Source organism: Herbiconiux sp. J20-20, from assembly GCF_057365085.1.
In genome coordinates, this window is record NZ_CP195122.1 from 2,462,753 (window position 1) to 2,476,742 (window position 13,990).

General features: G+C 66.3%; 18 protein-coding genes and 1 tRNA gene. 18 read left to right on the forward strand and 1 reads right to left on the reverse strand.

Going from position 1 to position 13,990, the window contains the following annotated elements:
* The first annotated feature begins 74 nt into the window (after positions 1–74).
* From ACR3ZA_RS11915 to ACR3ZA_RS11995, 17 genes are all read left to right on the forward strand, one after another.
* On the forward strand, positions 75–653 hold the full coding sequence (locus ACR3ZA_RS11915; RefSeq protein ID WP_473662158.1) for a hypothetical protein: 579 nt from the start codon (positions 75–77) through the stop codon (positions 651–653).
* A complete protein-coding gene (locus ACR3ZA_RS11920) occupies positions 650–1,006 on the forward strand; it encodes a rhodanese-like domain-containing protein (protein ID WP_473662159.1) in 357 nt (118 codons plus the stop codon). Before ACR3ZA_RS11915 ends, ACR3ZA_RS11920 begins: the two co-directional genes overlap by 4 nt.
* A 40-nt stretch (positions 1,007–1,046) precedes the next feature.
* Positions 1,047–1,601: an MOSC domain-containing protein gene (locus tag ACR3ZA_RS11925; RefSeq protein WP_473662160.1), complete on the forward strand. Its 555-nt coding sequence runs from the start codon at positions 1,047–1,049 to the stop codon at positions 1,599–1,601.
* Between the two features lie 167 nt (positions 1,602–1,768).
* Positions 1,769–2,617: an MBL fold metallo-hydrolase gene (locus ACR3ZA_RS11930; protein ID WP_473662161.1), complete on the forward strand. Its 849-nt coding sequence runs from the start codon at positions 1,769–1,771 to the stop codon at positions 2,615–2,617.
* Positions 2,614–3,009, forward strand: a complete 396-nt coding sequence (locus ACR3ZA_RS11935; RefSeq protein WP_473662162.1) for a YchJ family metal-binding protein — start codon at positions 2,614–2,616, stop codon at positions 3,007–3,009. Before ACR3ZA_RS11930 ends, ACR3ZA_RS11935 begins: the two co-directional genes overlap by 4 nt.
* Positions 3,010–3,051: 42 nt before the next feature.
* A tRNA-Pro gene (locus ACR3ZA_RS11940) sits at positions 3,052–3,128 on the forward strand.
* Between the two features lie 243 nt (positions 3,129–3,371).
* A complete protein-coding gene (locus ACR3ZA_RS11945) occupies positions 3,372–5,303 on the forward strand; it encodes an RHS repeat-associated core domain-containing protein (protein WP_473662163.1) in 1,932 nt (643 codons plus the stop codon).
* A gap of 229 nt (positions 5,304–5,532) precedes the next feature.
* On the forward strand, positions 5,533–5,838 hold the full coding sequence (locus tag ACR3ZA_RS11950) for a hypothetical protein (RefSeq protein ID WP_473662164.1): 306 nt from the start codon (positions 5,533–5,535) through the stop codon (positions 5,836–5,838).
* A complete protein-coding gene (locus tag ACR3ZA_RS11955; RefSeq protein WP_473662165.1) occupies positions 5,835–6,305 on the forward strand; it encodes a hypothetical protein in 471 nt (156 codons plus the stop codon). Before ACR3ZA_RS11950 ends, ACR3ZA_RS11955 begins: the two co-directional genes overlap by 4 nt.
* A gap of 151 nt (positions 6,306–6,456) precedes the next feature.
* Entirely contained in the window at positions 6,457–6,705 is a 249-nt protein-coding gene (locus tag ACR3ZA_RS11960) for a hypothetical protein (RefSeq protein ID WP_473662166.1), read from the forward strand.
* A gap of 167 nt (positions 6,706–6,872) precedes the next feature.
* Positions 6,873–7,124: a hypothetical protein gene (locus tag ACR3ZA_RS11965; RefSeq protein ID WP_473662167.1), complete on the forward strand. Its 252-nt coding sequence runs from the start codon at positions 6,873–6,875 to the stop codon at positions 7,122–7,124.
* Between the two features lie 492 nt (positions 7,125–7,616).
* Positions 7,617–7,880: a hypothetical protein gene (locus ACR3ZA_RS11970; protein WP_473662168.1), complete on the forward strand. Its 264-nt coding sequence runs from the start codon at positions 7,617–7,619 to the stop codon at positions 7,878–7,880.
* A gap of 311 nt (positions 7,881–8,191) precedes the next feature.
* Positions 8,192–8,665, forward strand: a complete 474-nt coding sequence (locus tag ACR3ZA_RS11975; RefSeq protein WP_473662169.1) for a hypothetical protein — start codon at positions 8,192–8,194, stop codon at positions 8,663–8,665.
* Between the two features lie 246 nt (positions 8,666–8,911).
* The gene (locus ACR3ZA_RS11980; protein ID WP_473662170.1) at positions 8,912–9,283 is read left to right on the forward strand and encodes a hypothetical protein; all 372 of its coding nucleotides are present in this window, start codon (positions 8,912–8,914) and stop codon (positions 9,281–9,283) included.
* Positions 9,284–9,728: 445 nt separating this feature from the next.
* Positions 9,729–10,619 (forward strand): hypothetical protein, encoded by an 891-nt coding sequence (locus ACR3ZA_RS11985; protein WP_473662171.1) that lies wholly within the window; start codon positions 9,729–9,731, stop codon positions 10,617–10,619.
* Between the two features lie 129 nt (positions 10,620–10,748).
* The gene (locus ACR3ZA_RS11990; protein ID WP_473662172.1) at positions 10,749–11,255 is read left to right on the forward strand and encodes a hypothetical protein; all 507 of its coding nucleotides are present in this window, start codon (positions 10,749–10,751) and stop codon (positions 11,253–11,255) included.
* A gap of 281 nt (positions 11,256–11,536) precedes the next feature.
* Complete coding sequence (locus ACR3ZA_RS11995; protein WP_473662173.1) at positions 11,537–11,824, forward strand: hypothetical protein; 288 nt, start codon at positions 11,537–11,539, stop codon at positions 11,822–11,824.
* Between the two features lie 417 nt (positions 11,825–12,241).
* Here ACR3ZA_RS11995 and ACR3ZA_RS12000 read toward each other — a convergent pair whose 3' ends face one another.
* Positions 12,242–12,859: a hypothetical protein gene (locus ACR3ZA_RS12000; protein ID WP_473662174.1), complete on the reverse strand. Its 618-nt coding sequence runs from the start codon at positions 12,857–12,859 to the stop codon at positions 12,242–12,244.
* A 77-nt stretch (positions 12,860–12,936) separates the two neighbouring features.
* Here ACR3ZA_RS12000 and ACR3ZA_RS12005 point away from each other — a divergent pair, with 77 nt between their 5' ends.
* Positions 12,937–13,986 carry a LuxR C-terminal-related transcriptional regulator gene (locus tag ACR3ZA_RS12005; protein ID WP_473662175.1) on the forward strand — a complete coding sequence of 350 codons (1,050 nt, stop codon included), beginning with the start codon at positions 12,937–12,939 and terminating at the stop codon, positions 13,984–13,986.
* Positions 13,987–13,990 lie beyond the last annotated feature (4 nt).

The window sequence follows — 13,990 nt, forward strand, 5'->3', positions numbered from 1 at the left end:
CCGGCTCGACACTGAATTCGTATGGAGAGACTCACACGTCGGGCAGTCATACCCCCTGGGGTATAGTGGGTGTCATGCCGGTGACTGGGACGACTCGCGCGACCGCTCGTGCCGCCGAGCTGCGTCGACTCTTCGCGCCGCTCGCGCGCGCCGACCGCGCGGCCGTCGCTGCGGTCGCTTCGATCGTCACCCTCGGCGTGCTCGTGAGTTCGACCGGGGAGGTCGTGTTCGCCGGTGACGCGTCGGCGCTCGGAGTCACAGCACCCGCGGCGATTGCGCTCGTCTCGGGCAGCCTGCTGGCCGGTGCCACCTTCGCGACCTTCCGCCGCCCGCCGCTCGGCGCCGAGGCGACCGTCTGCGACCTGCGCGGCCCGCTCATCGGCGGCCTGCTGCTGGGGCTCGGAACCGACGCCGGCGAGGCGAGCCTCGTCAGCGGCGTCGCCCAGCCGGTGCTCGCCGCTGCGGGGCTGATCGTGCTCGCGGTAGGCCTTGTCGACCGGCTGCGGCGCGAACGCGCCGCCGTGCGTCACGCCGAACGTCGGCAGGCCGCCGTGCTCGCCGGGCTCGTCGATGCGGCAGAGCCGGGCGAGGTGTGTCTCGACTGCCGTCCGTTGTTCACCCCCTTCCGATCGACCCCGAAAGCGACCCCATGAAGAAGCTCCTCGCCCTGCTCACGCTCGGACTCGCCCTGACCCTCACCGGCTGCACGCCCGCCGAGCCGATCGAGGTCACCGCCGACACGATCATCATCGACGTGCGCACCCCCGACGAGTTCGCGACCGGCCACCTGGAGGGCGCCCTGCTGCTCGACGTGCAGTCGGCCGAGTTCGACGCGCTCGCCGCGGAGCTCGACCCGGATGCCTCGTACATCGTCTACTGCCGCTCGGGCAACCGTGCGGGCACGGCGATCGAGCGTCTGGCGGCGCTCGGCATCACGGATGCGGTCAACGCCGGTTCGGTGCAGGAGGCATCCGACGCGACCGGCATCCCGATCGTCACCGAGTAGCGCTCGCCGCCGGCTCCCCGACTCCCGCTACCCTCGTGGCATGGGACGCCTCCTCGCCGCCTGCGTTGTCGCCTCGCTGCACCCGGATTCGGGCTCGGTTGGCACGACCGCGATCGACAAGCGCGCCGTCGACGGGCCGGTGAAGGTGGGGCCGCGCGGCCTCTACGCCGACCTGCAGGCCGACCGCAAGCACCACGGCGGCGACGAGAAGGCGGTCTACGCCTACGCCGTCGAGGACGCCGAGTGGTGGGAGGAGCAGCTCGGCCGCGAGATCACGCCGGGCCTGTTCGGCGAGAACATCCGCGTCGAGGGGCTCGAGGTCTCGAACGCCGTCGTCGGAACCCGCTGGCGCATCGGCACGGGGGAGGACGCCGTCGAGCTGGAGGTGACCGGCCCGCGCACGCCGTGCATGACCTTCGCCCGCTGGATGGGCGAGGAGAGCCGCGGCTGGGTGAAGCGCTTCTCGGATGCCCGCCGCCTCGGCGCCTACCTCAAGGTCACCCGCTCCGGCCGCATCCACTCCGGCGACGAGATCGCCGTCGTGCACATCCCCGACAACGCGCCCACCATCCTCGACCTCTACCGCGGCCCGTAACCCGTCAGCGGGTTGAGTAGCCGCAAAGCGGCGTATCGAAACCGCAAGGCTCTGCGGGTTGAGTAGCCGCGAAGCGGCGTATCGAAACCGCGCTGCAGCGGGTTGAGTAGCCGCGTCAGCGGCGTATCGAAACCCCATCGAAACGAACACAGTCCAAACTGTCCTTCATGACCCCACCCCTCACGATCCGCCCGCTGACTCTCGGCGAGGTCCGCATCCGTCCGAACAACATCGCCGGCACCGGCACGCCGATGCTGTGGTGGACGTTCACCTCGCGCACCTGGTCGCCGTGGCTGCCGGTGTTCGGGTTCCTGGTGGAGCACGAGCGCGGCACCGTGCTGTTCGATACCGGCCAGTCGGCGGCGTCGATCGACGACCCCGACTACTACCCGGGCGGCCTGGTGGGGCTCGTGTTCCGGCGTCAGGCGGAGTTCCGGGTGAGCGTCGAGCAGAGCCTGTCGGCGCAGCTGACCGCCGCGGGTGCCTCGGTCGACGACATCGATGTGGTGGCGATCTCGCACCTGCACCAGGATCACGCGGGCAACGTCGCCGAGCTCACCGGCAAGAAATTCCTGGTGAGCGCCGACGAGCTGGCGCTTCTGGATGAGAAGGCGCCCGAGATGCACGGCGTGCTGGCCGAGCACGTGAAGGTCGACGGGGTCGAGTTCTCCCCGGTCGTGTTCGAGCCGAACGATGACCCGGCGCTCGCCGCCTTCGGCGCGAGCTTCGACATCTTCGGCGACGGAACCCTGCTGCTGCTGCCGACCCCCGGGCATTCGGCGGGCTCGATGAGCCTGCTGGTGCGCCGCGAGGGCGCGGCGCCGGTGCTGCTCGTGGGCGATGTCACCTACAACCCGGACCTGCTCGCGAAGGGTGTCGTGCCCGACACGGGGGCGCGCGAGGTGCAGCTGCAGACGGCTCGCAAGATCGTGGCGCTCACCGAGGCGCTGCCGGGACTCGCCGTGGTGGCGGCCCACGACCCGCGCGTGCCGGAGCGTCTCGCGGCGGTGTCGTGACCGCACCCGAGCCGGAGGCGTGCCCCTGCGGTTCGGGGCGCGCGTATGAGCGGTGCTGCGGCCCGCTGCATGCGGGCGGCGCGGCCGAGACGGCGGAGCAGCTGATGCGCTCGCGGTTCAGCGCGTTCGCTCGGGGGCTGGATGCCTACCTGCTGGCGAGCTGGCATCCGTCGACCAGGCCGGCGACGCTCGAGCTGGAGGAGGGGGTGCTGTGGCGCCGCCTGCAGATCGTGGATGCGGTGGCCGGGGCGGCCGGTGACGCCGAGGGTGTGGTCGAGTTCCGTGCCTCGTACCGCGACCCGGACGGCGCCGCGGGCCTGCTGCACGAGCGCAGCCGTTTCGTGCGCGACAGTGCCGGCCGATGGTCGTACCTGGACGGCGAGACACGGTAGAGTTGTCCATCGTGCTGTTCCGCTTGGCGGGCGCACAAGCCACGGGCTGTGGCGCAGCTTGGTAGCGCACTTGACTGGGGGTCAAGGGGTCGCAGGTTCAAATCCTGTCAGCCCGACCAAATGAGAAGAGCCGTCCTTCGGGGCGGCTCTTCTCGTTTGTGCTGGCGTGGTGGTTCGCACCTGCGAGCAGGTGGGCCCCCGCTGGCGAGGGCCCCGGACGCGCGGAGCGCGTTCGGGGGAGCCAGTAGGGGACAAATCCTGTCAGCCCGACAAATGCGCAGGGCAACCGCACCTCCTACACCGATACCCATCACGGTGTCGGCACGCTCGAGGTCGACTACTGTTACGACACCGCTGACCGGTTGACCGGTACCGACATTGTTGATGCGCATGACAGTGTGGATGCGCCGCCGCTGTTCGCCGCGGATCTGGTGTTGGGTTCGAGCCTGCAGTATGACGCCCGAGGCAACACGACGCGGTTCGCCGATCAGCAGCTCGCTTATGACGTGGCGGATCGTCATGTGCAGATCGTGATCGATGATGACCCGGCCACGGTCGGGGTGGATGAGTCGGTGTCGATCACCTATTTGCGGGATGCGTCGGGTCGGATCGTTCAGCGCACGGTCGATGCGGCCGGCACGGCGGGTGACAGCACGCTGAGGTTCACGTTCACGGGTGGCGGTGACGCGGCGTGGGCAACACTCGACGACTCCAACGCGGTCGTGCAGCGGACGATCGGTTTGCCGGGCGGGGTGGCGATCGTCATCGACGGTGGCGGGTTGTCGGAGGCGTCGTGGTCGTATCCGAATCTGCATGGTGATGTGATCATCACGGCCGGTGCGGATGGTGTGCGTGAGGGCGTGCGGGCACGGTTTGATCCGTTCGGGCAGCCGGTTGATCCGGTGACCGGTGCGATCGGGACGGCCCCGGCCGATGATGCGGTGGTCGACACGATCGAGGGCGAAGACGTCGACTACGCGTTCGTCGGCCAGCACCAAAAGTTGTATGAGCACCACGGGTCGATTGCGACGATCCAGATGGGGGCACGGTTGTATGTTCCCGGGCTGGGCAGGTTCTTGGAGGTTGACCCGATCGAGGGCGGGGTGACGAACGCGTACGACTACCCAGCGGACCCGGTCAACAAACTCGACTTGAGCGGCATGCTGAGCATCGATGCAGCGGAACGGTGGGCGAAGAGCACAGGCAAGTCGGTGAGGACTGAGTGGACGGCGAACCGCCCGGTGGCTGCGCCGCAAGTTCCGCGAGCGCGCGGCACCGTCGAGCGGGGCAACTCTCCGCACCCGTTTCTTCCGGACGACGTGGTTGATGTTCTCAAAGACGCAAGCGCCGGTTTTGCGTACGCATCGATCGGCCTGACCGTGATTTCTCTGGCTGCTGACAACCTGTCATTCTTGGGGGGGCAATCCAATCAATATTGCCTTGATCGAAGCGGGTGGGCAGCTGGCCGAGAGCATGGCCATCGGCTTAGGTTTTGTGAGCGTTGGCTTGGACTGTATCGCGTACATGATGGACACTCGTTGTATCGCGAACACGACCATATGGGGTGCGACATCAATCGTGGGGTACATCTCACCTCAAGGCAGCTTAAGCGCAGTCGGGTGGGCCGCAATCGGTGTCGCCTCAAGTGCGATACCGCGATGACTAAAAGGCTTGGTCAATTGAACTGGACAATGCGACTGCGGTTGTTCCTCGGAGCGCTCTTGTTCCCACCCTTTGGCGCGCTCCTGATCGTGGCGAGGGAGGGCACCTTCGGATCGTTGCTTCGTCGCGACTTTTCGGAAGCGCGGTCCCAGTTCTTGGAGGTGCAACCATTCGCGACCGGGCTGGCGGTCATCGGGGTTGTCGCAATCATTGCGCTGGTGGCCCTGCCCGCGATCTCGAACCGGATCGCTGCCCGAAAGAGCGCGAAGGCACTCGGCGCCTCGACGTACGGGCTGGCAACCGAGATCGGTCTGCCGCGATCGCTGTGGGTGCCCTTCGAGCGGTGGGCGACAGAGTCCGACCAGTCGACGTGGACGTATGCGGTTACGGCGGAAGGACTCCGGCTGCAGCGACGCGGCTGGGGCCCGAAGGTCTCGGTCGATGTCTCGCACGCGCACATTGCGCACCAGGAGCTCGTCGGCCATGGGCTCATCCGACTCACGCTGCCGGGCACTCGTGGCGTGGTTTCCTTCGCACCGTGTCGTTTCCCGTTCGGCCGGCCGGTCACGAGACGTTCGATGGCCGCGCTGGTTGACGAGCTTCGGGCTGCTGTCGGCTCTGGCGCATCCTGATGTGCGGTGAGTGCACCGCTGGCAGAGCGCTGATCATGCCGACAGGGCTTCGTCGTTTCTGGATGTGGTCACTCGCTGGCCCACTCGCTCGATCTTCTCGAGCCTTCCGCGTGGCTACACCGTGTCGGCCAAACGTGCGGCAGTTCCTCAAGGCGAACGGGGCGTTGACGGAAGGAATCGGTCTGTCATTGGTACGTACGTCGCCGGCCCATGTTTGGGTAAGGTTCCGGTGCGTGCAGGAGTCCTCGCCAAAGTCGTCCTCAAGTGCGGGGCGACGTCATATACGCTACGCGCGTTGGTGCTGCATGCGGACCCACCGACCGTCGAACGGCAGGGAGCGAGTACTTACATCATGAGTTCTCGTTTTGTTCTCGCGGAGAAGGAAACGCTGCGCATTTTCGACGAAGTGGATATCAAGACAGTCGTTGACACCAGGCTTTCGGTTGATGGCCCGATGTACGGCGGTGTCACTTCCTATTGTCTGGGCGACCAAGGGCCCTGCCCCGAGTGGGTCAACATGGCACCTTCGCTGTGATGGACATGCTTCGACTGCAGGCCTTGAGGACAGACTTGATCTGGGCGCTTCATGAAGCGGAAGCCGCCGATGAGTGCCCGCTTGTGGAGGAGGTTTCTTTTGTTGGGAACTCTGCTCACCTCCGTGCTGGCACGAACGAGTTCGAAGTTGAACTCACCCGAGATCTGAAGACGCAGATCGCGGAACTGGCCAATCATTCGCGTGACTGGCTCGGTACTCGAGGTTTGCCTTCGCCTCAAGCCGCCAATAACTGGATCGAACTGCACTATGACTTGGGAACGCACGGCGCGAGCCTCCAGGAGTTCGAGCTCGCGTTCTCGCACCTCGTCTGGGAAGGCCGGTCGGCAGTGATCAGCACGACGGACGGTTCGCAGGAGTACCGCGTGCGGATCGACCTCATGGACACTCCGCCAGTCGGTGTGCCGTTCGACATTCGCTCAGACTTTCCCATTTCCCGGGACCGCTAGTGATGCTGCAATCGGATCAGCGATCAGTCGATTGAGGGCCGAAAGCGTGTGAAGCGACTCAAGCGCCGTGTTTCGGTGGCCGGGCGTTGCGATGAAGCAGTTTCCGTCTTGGGAGTAGCCTGAACCTCAACTCACCCAGAATCGAGGATCCGTGGAGACGGGCACGTTGTTCGCCGTTCTAGGGTTTGCGTTGATGGCAGCCGGAGTGCTTGCAGCGGTGTTCAGGCGTCCCGTTGCGCGCGGCATCGCCGCAGGCATGCGCGCAATGTTCGGCCGGGCTGTCGGTGAGTTCATCACTGCCGGTGGCGCGACCTCGTCGTATCTCGTCGTGCTCGGAGTGTTCGCGACCCTCCTTGGTGCGTTCTTTGCTTTCGCGGGGTTGTTGCTTGTTGACGGCTAGCAGTGGGATGACCGGCAATCACGTCACTCGAGCAGCCGACGGCACGCGCATCGCCTTGTGTGCGCGCCCAAGCCAATGCGGTGCGGCAGGCTACGCGCCCAGTGCGCAGCTCGGCTATGGTGCGACTGCCGCGTGGAGTTGGACGATCGTAGGGTGGAGGCGCTGTGATGCCGCAGGACTGGTCGGGAGCTCTTCTCTACTTGGGCGCCGTTCTCCTGGTTGTGTCGGCGATCCAATATGCGATGACGGATCAGATGGGCAAGCGCACCGCGGACAACTTGCGCGCGTTGGGCTTTCGTCGCTGGGCTAAAACGTGGACGACGGAGCGGGCGGAACTGCTGTCCAAGGTTGGCGCCTTCGTTTTCGCCTTGCTGGGGGTCTGCCTGTTGATCACCGGGGCGGTTGTTTACCTGGTCTGATGAGCAACCGGCGCGGGTGCGCTCGCACGCGTCGGCGCGGTCGGTTGGGCTCCAACGCGCATCAGCGTCCAGCGAGTGCTTTCGGCAGTTTTGGGCTGTTTGGAAAGAAGTGTGTTTGTGTCTGGGGACAGCACGCACTCAAGTGGTTGAAACGCCACTACTGCGCTCGCTGACGTCGAGCTTGGCGATCCAAGGACAGCTCATTCGGCTTGGTGAGTTGAACACGGGTTCGGGGCTTTCCCATAGCGCTGGCTCATATCGGGTGCGAATCGGGTTTCTTCGACGGACCGATTGCTGTTCGCGCTGCCGACGCCAATCCGTGCCGTGACCTGTGGGTTGATTGCCTCGCGCACGACCTGATGTTCTTCGGAGTCGTTCTGCTCGCGGGCGCGGTGGTGCTGGTGGTGCTTTCTCGTGGGCGCCGGGCAGCCACACCGGGTGTACTGTGACCGTCGCGTGGTCGTTGACGATAGCTGGACTGGGAGATCTCTGATGCCTGAAGGCTTGCCCGACGTCCTGTTGGGGCTGGGCGCGATCTTCGCGATGGGTGCGATGGCGCAGTGGGCGCTGACCGGACAGGTCGGAGATCGATGGAGCCACAACCTGCGAATGATGGGACTTCGACGCGAGGCCGAGAAGTGGTCTCGCGCACGCGCAGAGCGTTTCTCCCGTATGGCGGCGTTGGGGTTTGCGATCTTGGCGGGGTGCCTGGTGCTTGTGGGAGCACTCCTGTCGGTCGTGCGCGCGTACGGCTAGAGCGCGTTCGCTCATCGAGCGCGCGCGACGCGAGCCGGCTTGAGCCGCCTGCGGTATATCCGGGATAGCTCACGCAAGAGCCGTCCAGATGGTTGTCCCGAAGACTTCGCGCTGTTGGCCGATTGGATGTCGTTGTCCGGCCGAGTGGGCTCGGAGATCACCATGGTGTCGATGATGCGGCAGTATCGTTGCCACATCGTTGGCGGTCTGTTGGAGCGGGGTGCGTACGATCTCGAATTGAGCCGACTGCCGAAGTAGCTGTGGCCGTCGCATGCGCTCGCTGAAGTGCTGATGCCGGGTCAGAATCGAGCATGCAATTGGTGAAAACTAGTTCTCCAGTGACGCTGTCGTCTCTTGTACTCAGCATCGCCGTTCCTGCGGCGTTGTACTTCTTGGTGCTCCCCGCGTCTGCCGACACGAGTTTCTCCGAAGTCGTCGAGGTGGCCCCCGGCACCACGATCTACTCAACTCTGAAGTTCTCGGGGCTCTGGCTGTTTCCTTTGCTCATCGTGTTCGTCGTGACCTCGGTCCTTTCGTCATCTTCGCGAGTTGTGGTGTTGGCGACCGCGGGCACAACCCTGGTAATGAGTTGGCCGCTGCATCGTGCGATCGCGTGGTGGACGACCGACGTCGCCCCTGGGCGCGGACTTTGGGTTGACTACGTCGCCTACGCGCTGTGTTTCGTCGGAATCGCCTTGCTCGTGATGGCGGTCATCTCGGGCCTGCGCGCTCGGCAGCGCCGCACGCAGCGGGTGTGGCCGGAGGCGCACATCGACCGTCGGTGAGCACGTCCGCGCCACGACCATGCCTCGATGCGGGCCAAGCTTGGCGCAGGGGAATCTGCGTCGCGGCGGTTCCTCGGGTTCGCGACGTCTCTCGTGTCCAACGGCGTACACCCGGGTGGCTGGAGTCCGATAAGTGGGGGCGCGGCTGTTTGAGTTCGACCGAACAGCACGCGGGCGCGGTCGCCGGCTACGGCCATTGCGGGCGACCCTGGTGGGCTTCTCGCGATTCGCGCGTGTGAAAGCTCGATGGAGGTTGCGGTGTGCCGGGATCTCGTCCTCGACGAGGTGTTCATCGAACACAAGTTGCATGAAGACGACCGGCACTGGTGTTCGGTGATCGACGCTCGCGATATGGGACTTGTTCTCGTCGTGGGTGACGCGATCGTGATTGGCCCGGCGCCGTCTTCGCTGCCGAGTGTCGGGAGCCGGATGCCGCGCCTAGGCCCGGGGGATGTCGTGCGGGTGGGGTTCTCGCGCGTGCCAAAGGACGGTGAGGTCATTGACGGGGAAGTCGCGCAGTTCGAGATACCTGCATCGGGTTTGCGGGGCGACGGGTGGCTTCAGCCCGGCGGCGACGTGGCCGCGCAAGCTTGTCCCTCCGCTCAGGCTCTTTCGTAGCTTCGCGTTGCCGACCGCTCGATCACGCGATCACTCTTGCCGACGCGGCCTTTTCGAGGCTGCGGGAGCAGCCGTCTCACGCACGGCGGCGTGGCCGGGGACCGACACCCTCGGCACCGCCGAGGTGACCAGGTACGTTGCGCCGCTCACCCCCGCGTTGATGTCGGCGATCCGTGACGCAGCTGCGACATCCCGTGCTTAGGATGCTCCGGCGATGCCGTCGGATCTGCATTTCCTGCGCTCGAGGGCCTGACCCGGGATGAGTATCGCGAGCGGACCCGAAAGGCTCGCGCGGACTGGTGACGCGCCGGGTCGTTCCGCGGGCGGGTCTGAGCGGCGTGGAACTTCACCGTTGATGCGGCACGCGGTGCCTTCGTGGTGGGGCTCCTGTGGGAAGCTGTGCAGAACGACGAGCAATCCTCTCGGGAGTCTGGAGCCGTGCCGGATGAAGTTCGCACAATCGCGGCTCGCCCTCGCTGCCGTGGCCATAGCCGCGGCCTTCGGCATTGTGGCCGTCGTCGCGTTCGTGGTGCGCAATGGCGTCGCGGAGGTGTCGAGCATCGTCCTGTTGGGGTTGCTGCCTGTGGGGATCGCCGCCGTCCTCGCCTGGGCGTTCGGGCAGAGGAACCGTCGCCGCACGGAAGCGTTGGCGGCTCAGACTGCCGGAGTCGCGCTCGATGTCGAGAAGGGCGACCAGACCGTCGCGGCGTTGCTGCGAATCGGTTTCACTGACGAAACCGGGGCGACACCCGCGAGAAGCCTGCCGGTGAGCTTGTCGTTGTGTATCGACGAGAGCGGTGCGAGGGTGTTCGGCGGGTCGGCATCCGCCCCCAGGCTGTATCTCGACGTGCCGTGGGTGCGACTCGCGGATGTGACCATCGATGGCACGGTGCCCGTCGGGGCTCGTCAACGGCCGGCGATCGCTCTCGCCGTCGTGCACGATGGCGAAACTGTCCGAATCCCGTTCGGTCTCGTGACTGCTGGCACTGGCGTCGTGCCGATCTCCGCGCAAACGATCGCAAGGATCCAGGCTCGAATCGGCGAGACTGAGCGAGATCGAGCGCCGAGAACCACTCGCAACGCGGCCGAATGGCGGCGAGCGCACGCACAGCTTGAGACGTGGTTGACCGTACACCCGCAGGCCGCAACTCTGTCGCCGCACGATCTCAACTGGTTCATCGACGACGTCATCTCTGCCGTTGCGGAAGGCCGCCGAGTTCGTCTGCGCGAGCTGCTCGCAACCACGTTCGGCGCCCGAACCACCGAATCAGCGCTCGAAGAGCTGTCGACGCGACTTGACGCGGCGCCTCGTCGCTCGAGCGAGTCTGACGTCTGAGTTCGGCTTCGTGCGCCGCGATCCTCGTGGCCGCGCATGTGAGACGTTCTCCCCGATGGTGTTAAGCAAGTATTGCTCCGAATGCGGACTCGCGGGATGTGTGGCAATTCAGGAAGGGGCGGAGGGCCAATGCGCAACATGTCGGATCGCCGCGCAGCAGGTGTGTCCGCGTCGCGGCCGACGTTCAGTCTCCGGCCGTTGCGCTTCGTCTCGCCGCTTTCGAAGGCGGGCTTCGTCGGCGTCTGGCTCGTTGAGGGGCTCGTTGGGAATGCCGTCCTTTCGGCGATTGTCGGCGACGCAGCCGCATATATCCACGGGCCCGCGTCAACGTTGGTCTTCCTGATTGTGGCGACAGTCTGCTTTCGCGGGCGAGGTGAGGCTGTTGAGCCGCCGCGTGCGTGGTGGAAGGCGACGAACCGCATGATGTCCAGCGTGATCCTGGCCCTTGTGCTCGTGGCGCTCGCGGCTGCGGAGACGTGGCGGGTGCTCGGCCTCGACCCGGCCGTGGCCGAAGTGACGGAGCTGAACTGGTCGACGCTGGTCTTCGCCGCCGTCGGCAGCGTGCGCTACGCGGTCTCGGTGCTCGGGCACGCAACCCGCAGGGTCAGAATTCGTCTTGTGGCGAGCCAATCGTGAGTGCTCAGGGTGCGGAGCGGAGCTGACGATTGGCCCTGCCGGGTCTCGTGCTCGGCAGCTCAGGAGCTCCTGGGGTCTTCCCTTCGGCTCTGAGCTCCAGGGGACGGGCATCGACGGGCGTGAATCGAGTGCGCGCGCGGTCGATCTAATGTTGACTTGCGGTCACGTTCATCGGCGCACCAGTTGGGGGAGTTTTGAACGCTCGAGCACTTGTGGCGGTTGGAGTTCTCGCAGCGAGCGCACCGTCCCTTGCTGGCTGCGCGATGAGTTCGAGTGCCGACGTGGACATCCGAAGCTCGAATCCCGGCGTTGCGATGGCGTGTGTGGGCTTGGCCGGCGACGCGACGTTGCGGGACGGCGACGCGATCCCGAGCCATGTGTCGATCGTCGTCGACTGGGTGGAGCATGGGAGCACTATCGACGAGTACGACGTGACCGGTTGGACGACCGCCGACGACACAGGCGAGGACGTGACATACGACTGGGCGTGCTCCGTCAGCTTTCAACACGACGATCGAGCCATGACAGCGCGCCTCGACTCGTTCGAACCCCGCCGACGGGACGACTGACCACGGACCCAGGCAGGCGCTGATCCGCAAAGCCGACCGTGTCGTCGGATGCCGCGTTTGTCCACGGCGACACGGCTCCCAGAGACTAGGGCAGCCCCATGCTCCGGAGCGGCGCGCATCACCATTCGGCAGCTGGGTCTGAAAGCGCTCCGCCAACTGGGAAAAGGCGTGATCGGGTCTGGGAAAAACGAGCGGCCGAGGGCGCGCACTGCACGGTGGTTCGGGGTTATCTGGACGACCCACCAAATGAGAAGAGCCGTCCTTCGGGGCGGCTCTTCTCGTTTGTGCTGGCGTGGTGGTTCGCACCTGCGAGCAGGTGGGCCCGCGCTGGTGAGGGGCCCCGGGCGCGCGGAGCGCGTTCGGGGGCGCCAGTAGGGGACAAATCCTGTCATCCCGGCCGCTGGGTCGTGCTCTCAGCTAGAACGCGTTCTGCAGCTCGCACACCACGTCGGCGTCCAGCGTCGTGCCGTCGTCGAGCACACCGGCGAACCGCACCTCGACGATGTCGCGGCTGCCGTCCGGCGTCCTCGGTCCGAGCTCGGTCAGCGACGTGATGACGCCCTTCGCGGAGGGGCCGCCCACGCCTGCGGCTCCGGTGACGTCGCGGAACGTGAAGCTCTCCTCGTTGAGCGCCACGTAGTTCATGGCTTCGTCTTCGTGAGCCTTGACGTTGTCGATGCCGATGATGGTGACGATGTCGCCGTCGTTCAGGTCGCCCACGTCGAACTTGCCGTTCTCGCGGCTGATCTCGCAGTCGCCGGTGAAGTCCGGGAACTCGACGCCGTCGACACGGAGGGTCGCGTTGCCGACATCGTCGGAGGTGAAGCCGCCCGCATCCGACTCGCTCGTGCCGTCGTCGGTCGTGGTCTCGTCCGTCGTCTCGGAGGCCTCCGACACGGCGCTCGTCGGCGCCTCGTCGCTCGACGGCGCGCACGCCGCGAGCGTGGCCGTGACGGCGAGAGCACCTGCGGCGACCCAGGCCGTGCGCGCACAAGGGCGCAGTGCGGATGCGGCAAACGGGCGCAGCGAAGTCATGAGATCGAGGGTGCCCGGTGGTAGCCAGCGGGGGCAATGGGCCTTTCGACGTAGGCGCGCCGGTAGGGTTGCTCGCCATGGGGCTGAGCGATGCGGATGCACAGGCGGTCCTGCGCGTCGCCGGGCGGCTCACGGCGCATCCGCCTCTCGGATTTCCGGCAGTTCTCGACGCCGTGCGCGAGGTCATCGACTGCGACAGCGCGTCCTTCAACGACATGGTGCTGGCCACACGTGACTTCCGCTACGTGATGGCGCCCGAGGGCGAGATCGCTCGCGCGACTCGGCTCAAGCCGCAGTACGACAAGTACTTCCACCAGCATCCGCTGATCGCGGCGGCGACCTCGACGCCTGGGCTGGGTGCGCTCCGGTTCTGCGATGTGGCGGGCGGCGCCCACATCACCGCCACCGAGCTCTATCGCCACTTCTACCACCCGTTCAACGTGCGCTTTCAGCTGGTGCTGGAGCTTCCGTCGCCGCCGGATGTGGTGGTCGGCTACGCCCTCAACCGCAGCGAAGCGGCGGGGGAGTTCAGCGATCGCGACGTCGCCGTGATGAACGCGCTGAGCGGGCATCTGGCCATGCACCACCGCTCGGCGCTCGACGGCGAGCGCACCCGGGTGGTGAACGCGGAGCTGGATCGTTCCGCGTGGGCGGTCGTGTCGGTGCGATCCGACGGGGTGGTGGAGGCGTCATCGTCGACCGTGCTGGAGGCGGGCGGGCGAGTTCCCGACAGCCTTGCGTCGGTCATCGCCGTCACCGCGGCGCCGGGAGACGAAACCCGACACGAGGTGATGATCAGCGGGCAGCTCTGGCACTGCATCGTGCATCCGGTGCCGCTCGGGCCGACGGTACTGCTGCTGCGCCGGCAGAACGACGTCGCCGCGGACGCCGACGCCCTGAGAGCCGCGGGCCTCACACCCAGGCAAGCCGACGTCGTGCTCGCCCTCGCGCGCACGGGAGGCTCGAACGGCGAGCTCGCGGTGGAGCTCGGCATGTCGGAGTCGACCGTGAAGAAGCACCTCGAAGCGGTCTTCCGCGTGCTGCAGATCACCAGTCGCGCCGCCGCGGTGCTGCGGATGCGCGAGCTGACGGGGGCGGGTGGGGGCTCGACGGGTGCGCGGCGCTGAGCTC

What these genes read in the sequence shown, in the direction of transcription:
- ACR3ZA_RS11915 (WP_473662158.1), top strand. Translation starts at nt 75, where the DNA reads ATGCCGGTGACTGGGACGACTCGCGCGACCGCTCGTGCCGCCGAGCTG.
- ACR3ZA_RS12000 (WP_473662174.1), bottom strand. Translation starts at nt 12,859, where the DNA reads ATGACTTCGCTGCGCCCGTTTGCCGCATCCGCACTGCGCCCTTGTGCG.
- ACR3ZA_RS11980 (WP_473662170.1), top strand. Translation starts at nt 8,912, where the DNA reads ATGGAGGTTGCGGTGTGCCGGGATCTCGTCCTCGACGAGGTGTTCATC.
- ACR3ZA_RS11975 (WP_473662169.1), top strand. Translation starts at nt 8,192, where the DNA reads ATGCAATTGGTGAAAACTAGTTCTCCAGTGACGCTGTCGTCTCTTGTA.
- ACR3ZA_RS11985 (WP_473662171.1), top strand. Translation starts at nt 9,729, where the DNA reads ATGAAGTTCGCACAATCGCGGCTCGCCCTCGCTGCCGTGGCCATAGCC.
- ACR3ZA_RS11990 (WP_473662172.1), top strand. Translation starts at nt 10,749, where the DNA reads ATGCGCAACATGTCGGATCGCCGCGCAGCAGGTGTGTCCGCGTCGCGG.
- ACR3ZA_RS11925 (WP_473662160.1), top strand. Translation starts at nt 1,047, where the DNA reads ATGGGACGCCTCCTCGCCGCCTGCGTTGTCGCCTCGCTGCACCCGGAT.
- ACR3ZA_RS12005 (WP_473662175.1), top strand. Translation starts at nt 12,937, where the DNA reads ATGGGGCTGAGCGATGCGGATGCACAGGCGGTCCTGCGCGTCGCCGGG.
- ACR3ZA_RS11920 (WP_473662159.1), top strand. Translation starts at nt 650, where the DNA reads ATGAAGAAGCTCCTCGCCCTGCTCACGCTCGGACTCGCCCTGACCCTC.
- ACR3ZA_RS11930 (WP_473662161.1), top strand. Translation starts at nt 1,769, where the DNA reads ATGACCCCACCCCTCACGATCCGCCCGCTGACTCTCGGCGAGGTCCGC.
- ACR3ZA_RS11965 (WP_473662167.1), top strand. Translation starts at nt 6,873, where the DNA reads ATGCCGCAGGACTGGTCGGGAGCTCTTCTCTACTTGGGCGCCGTTCTC.
- ACR3ZA_RS11970 (WP_473662168.1), top strand. Translation starts at nt 7,617, where the DNA reads ATGCCTGAAGGCTTGCCCGACGTCCTGTTGGGGCTGGGCGCGATCTTC.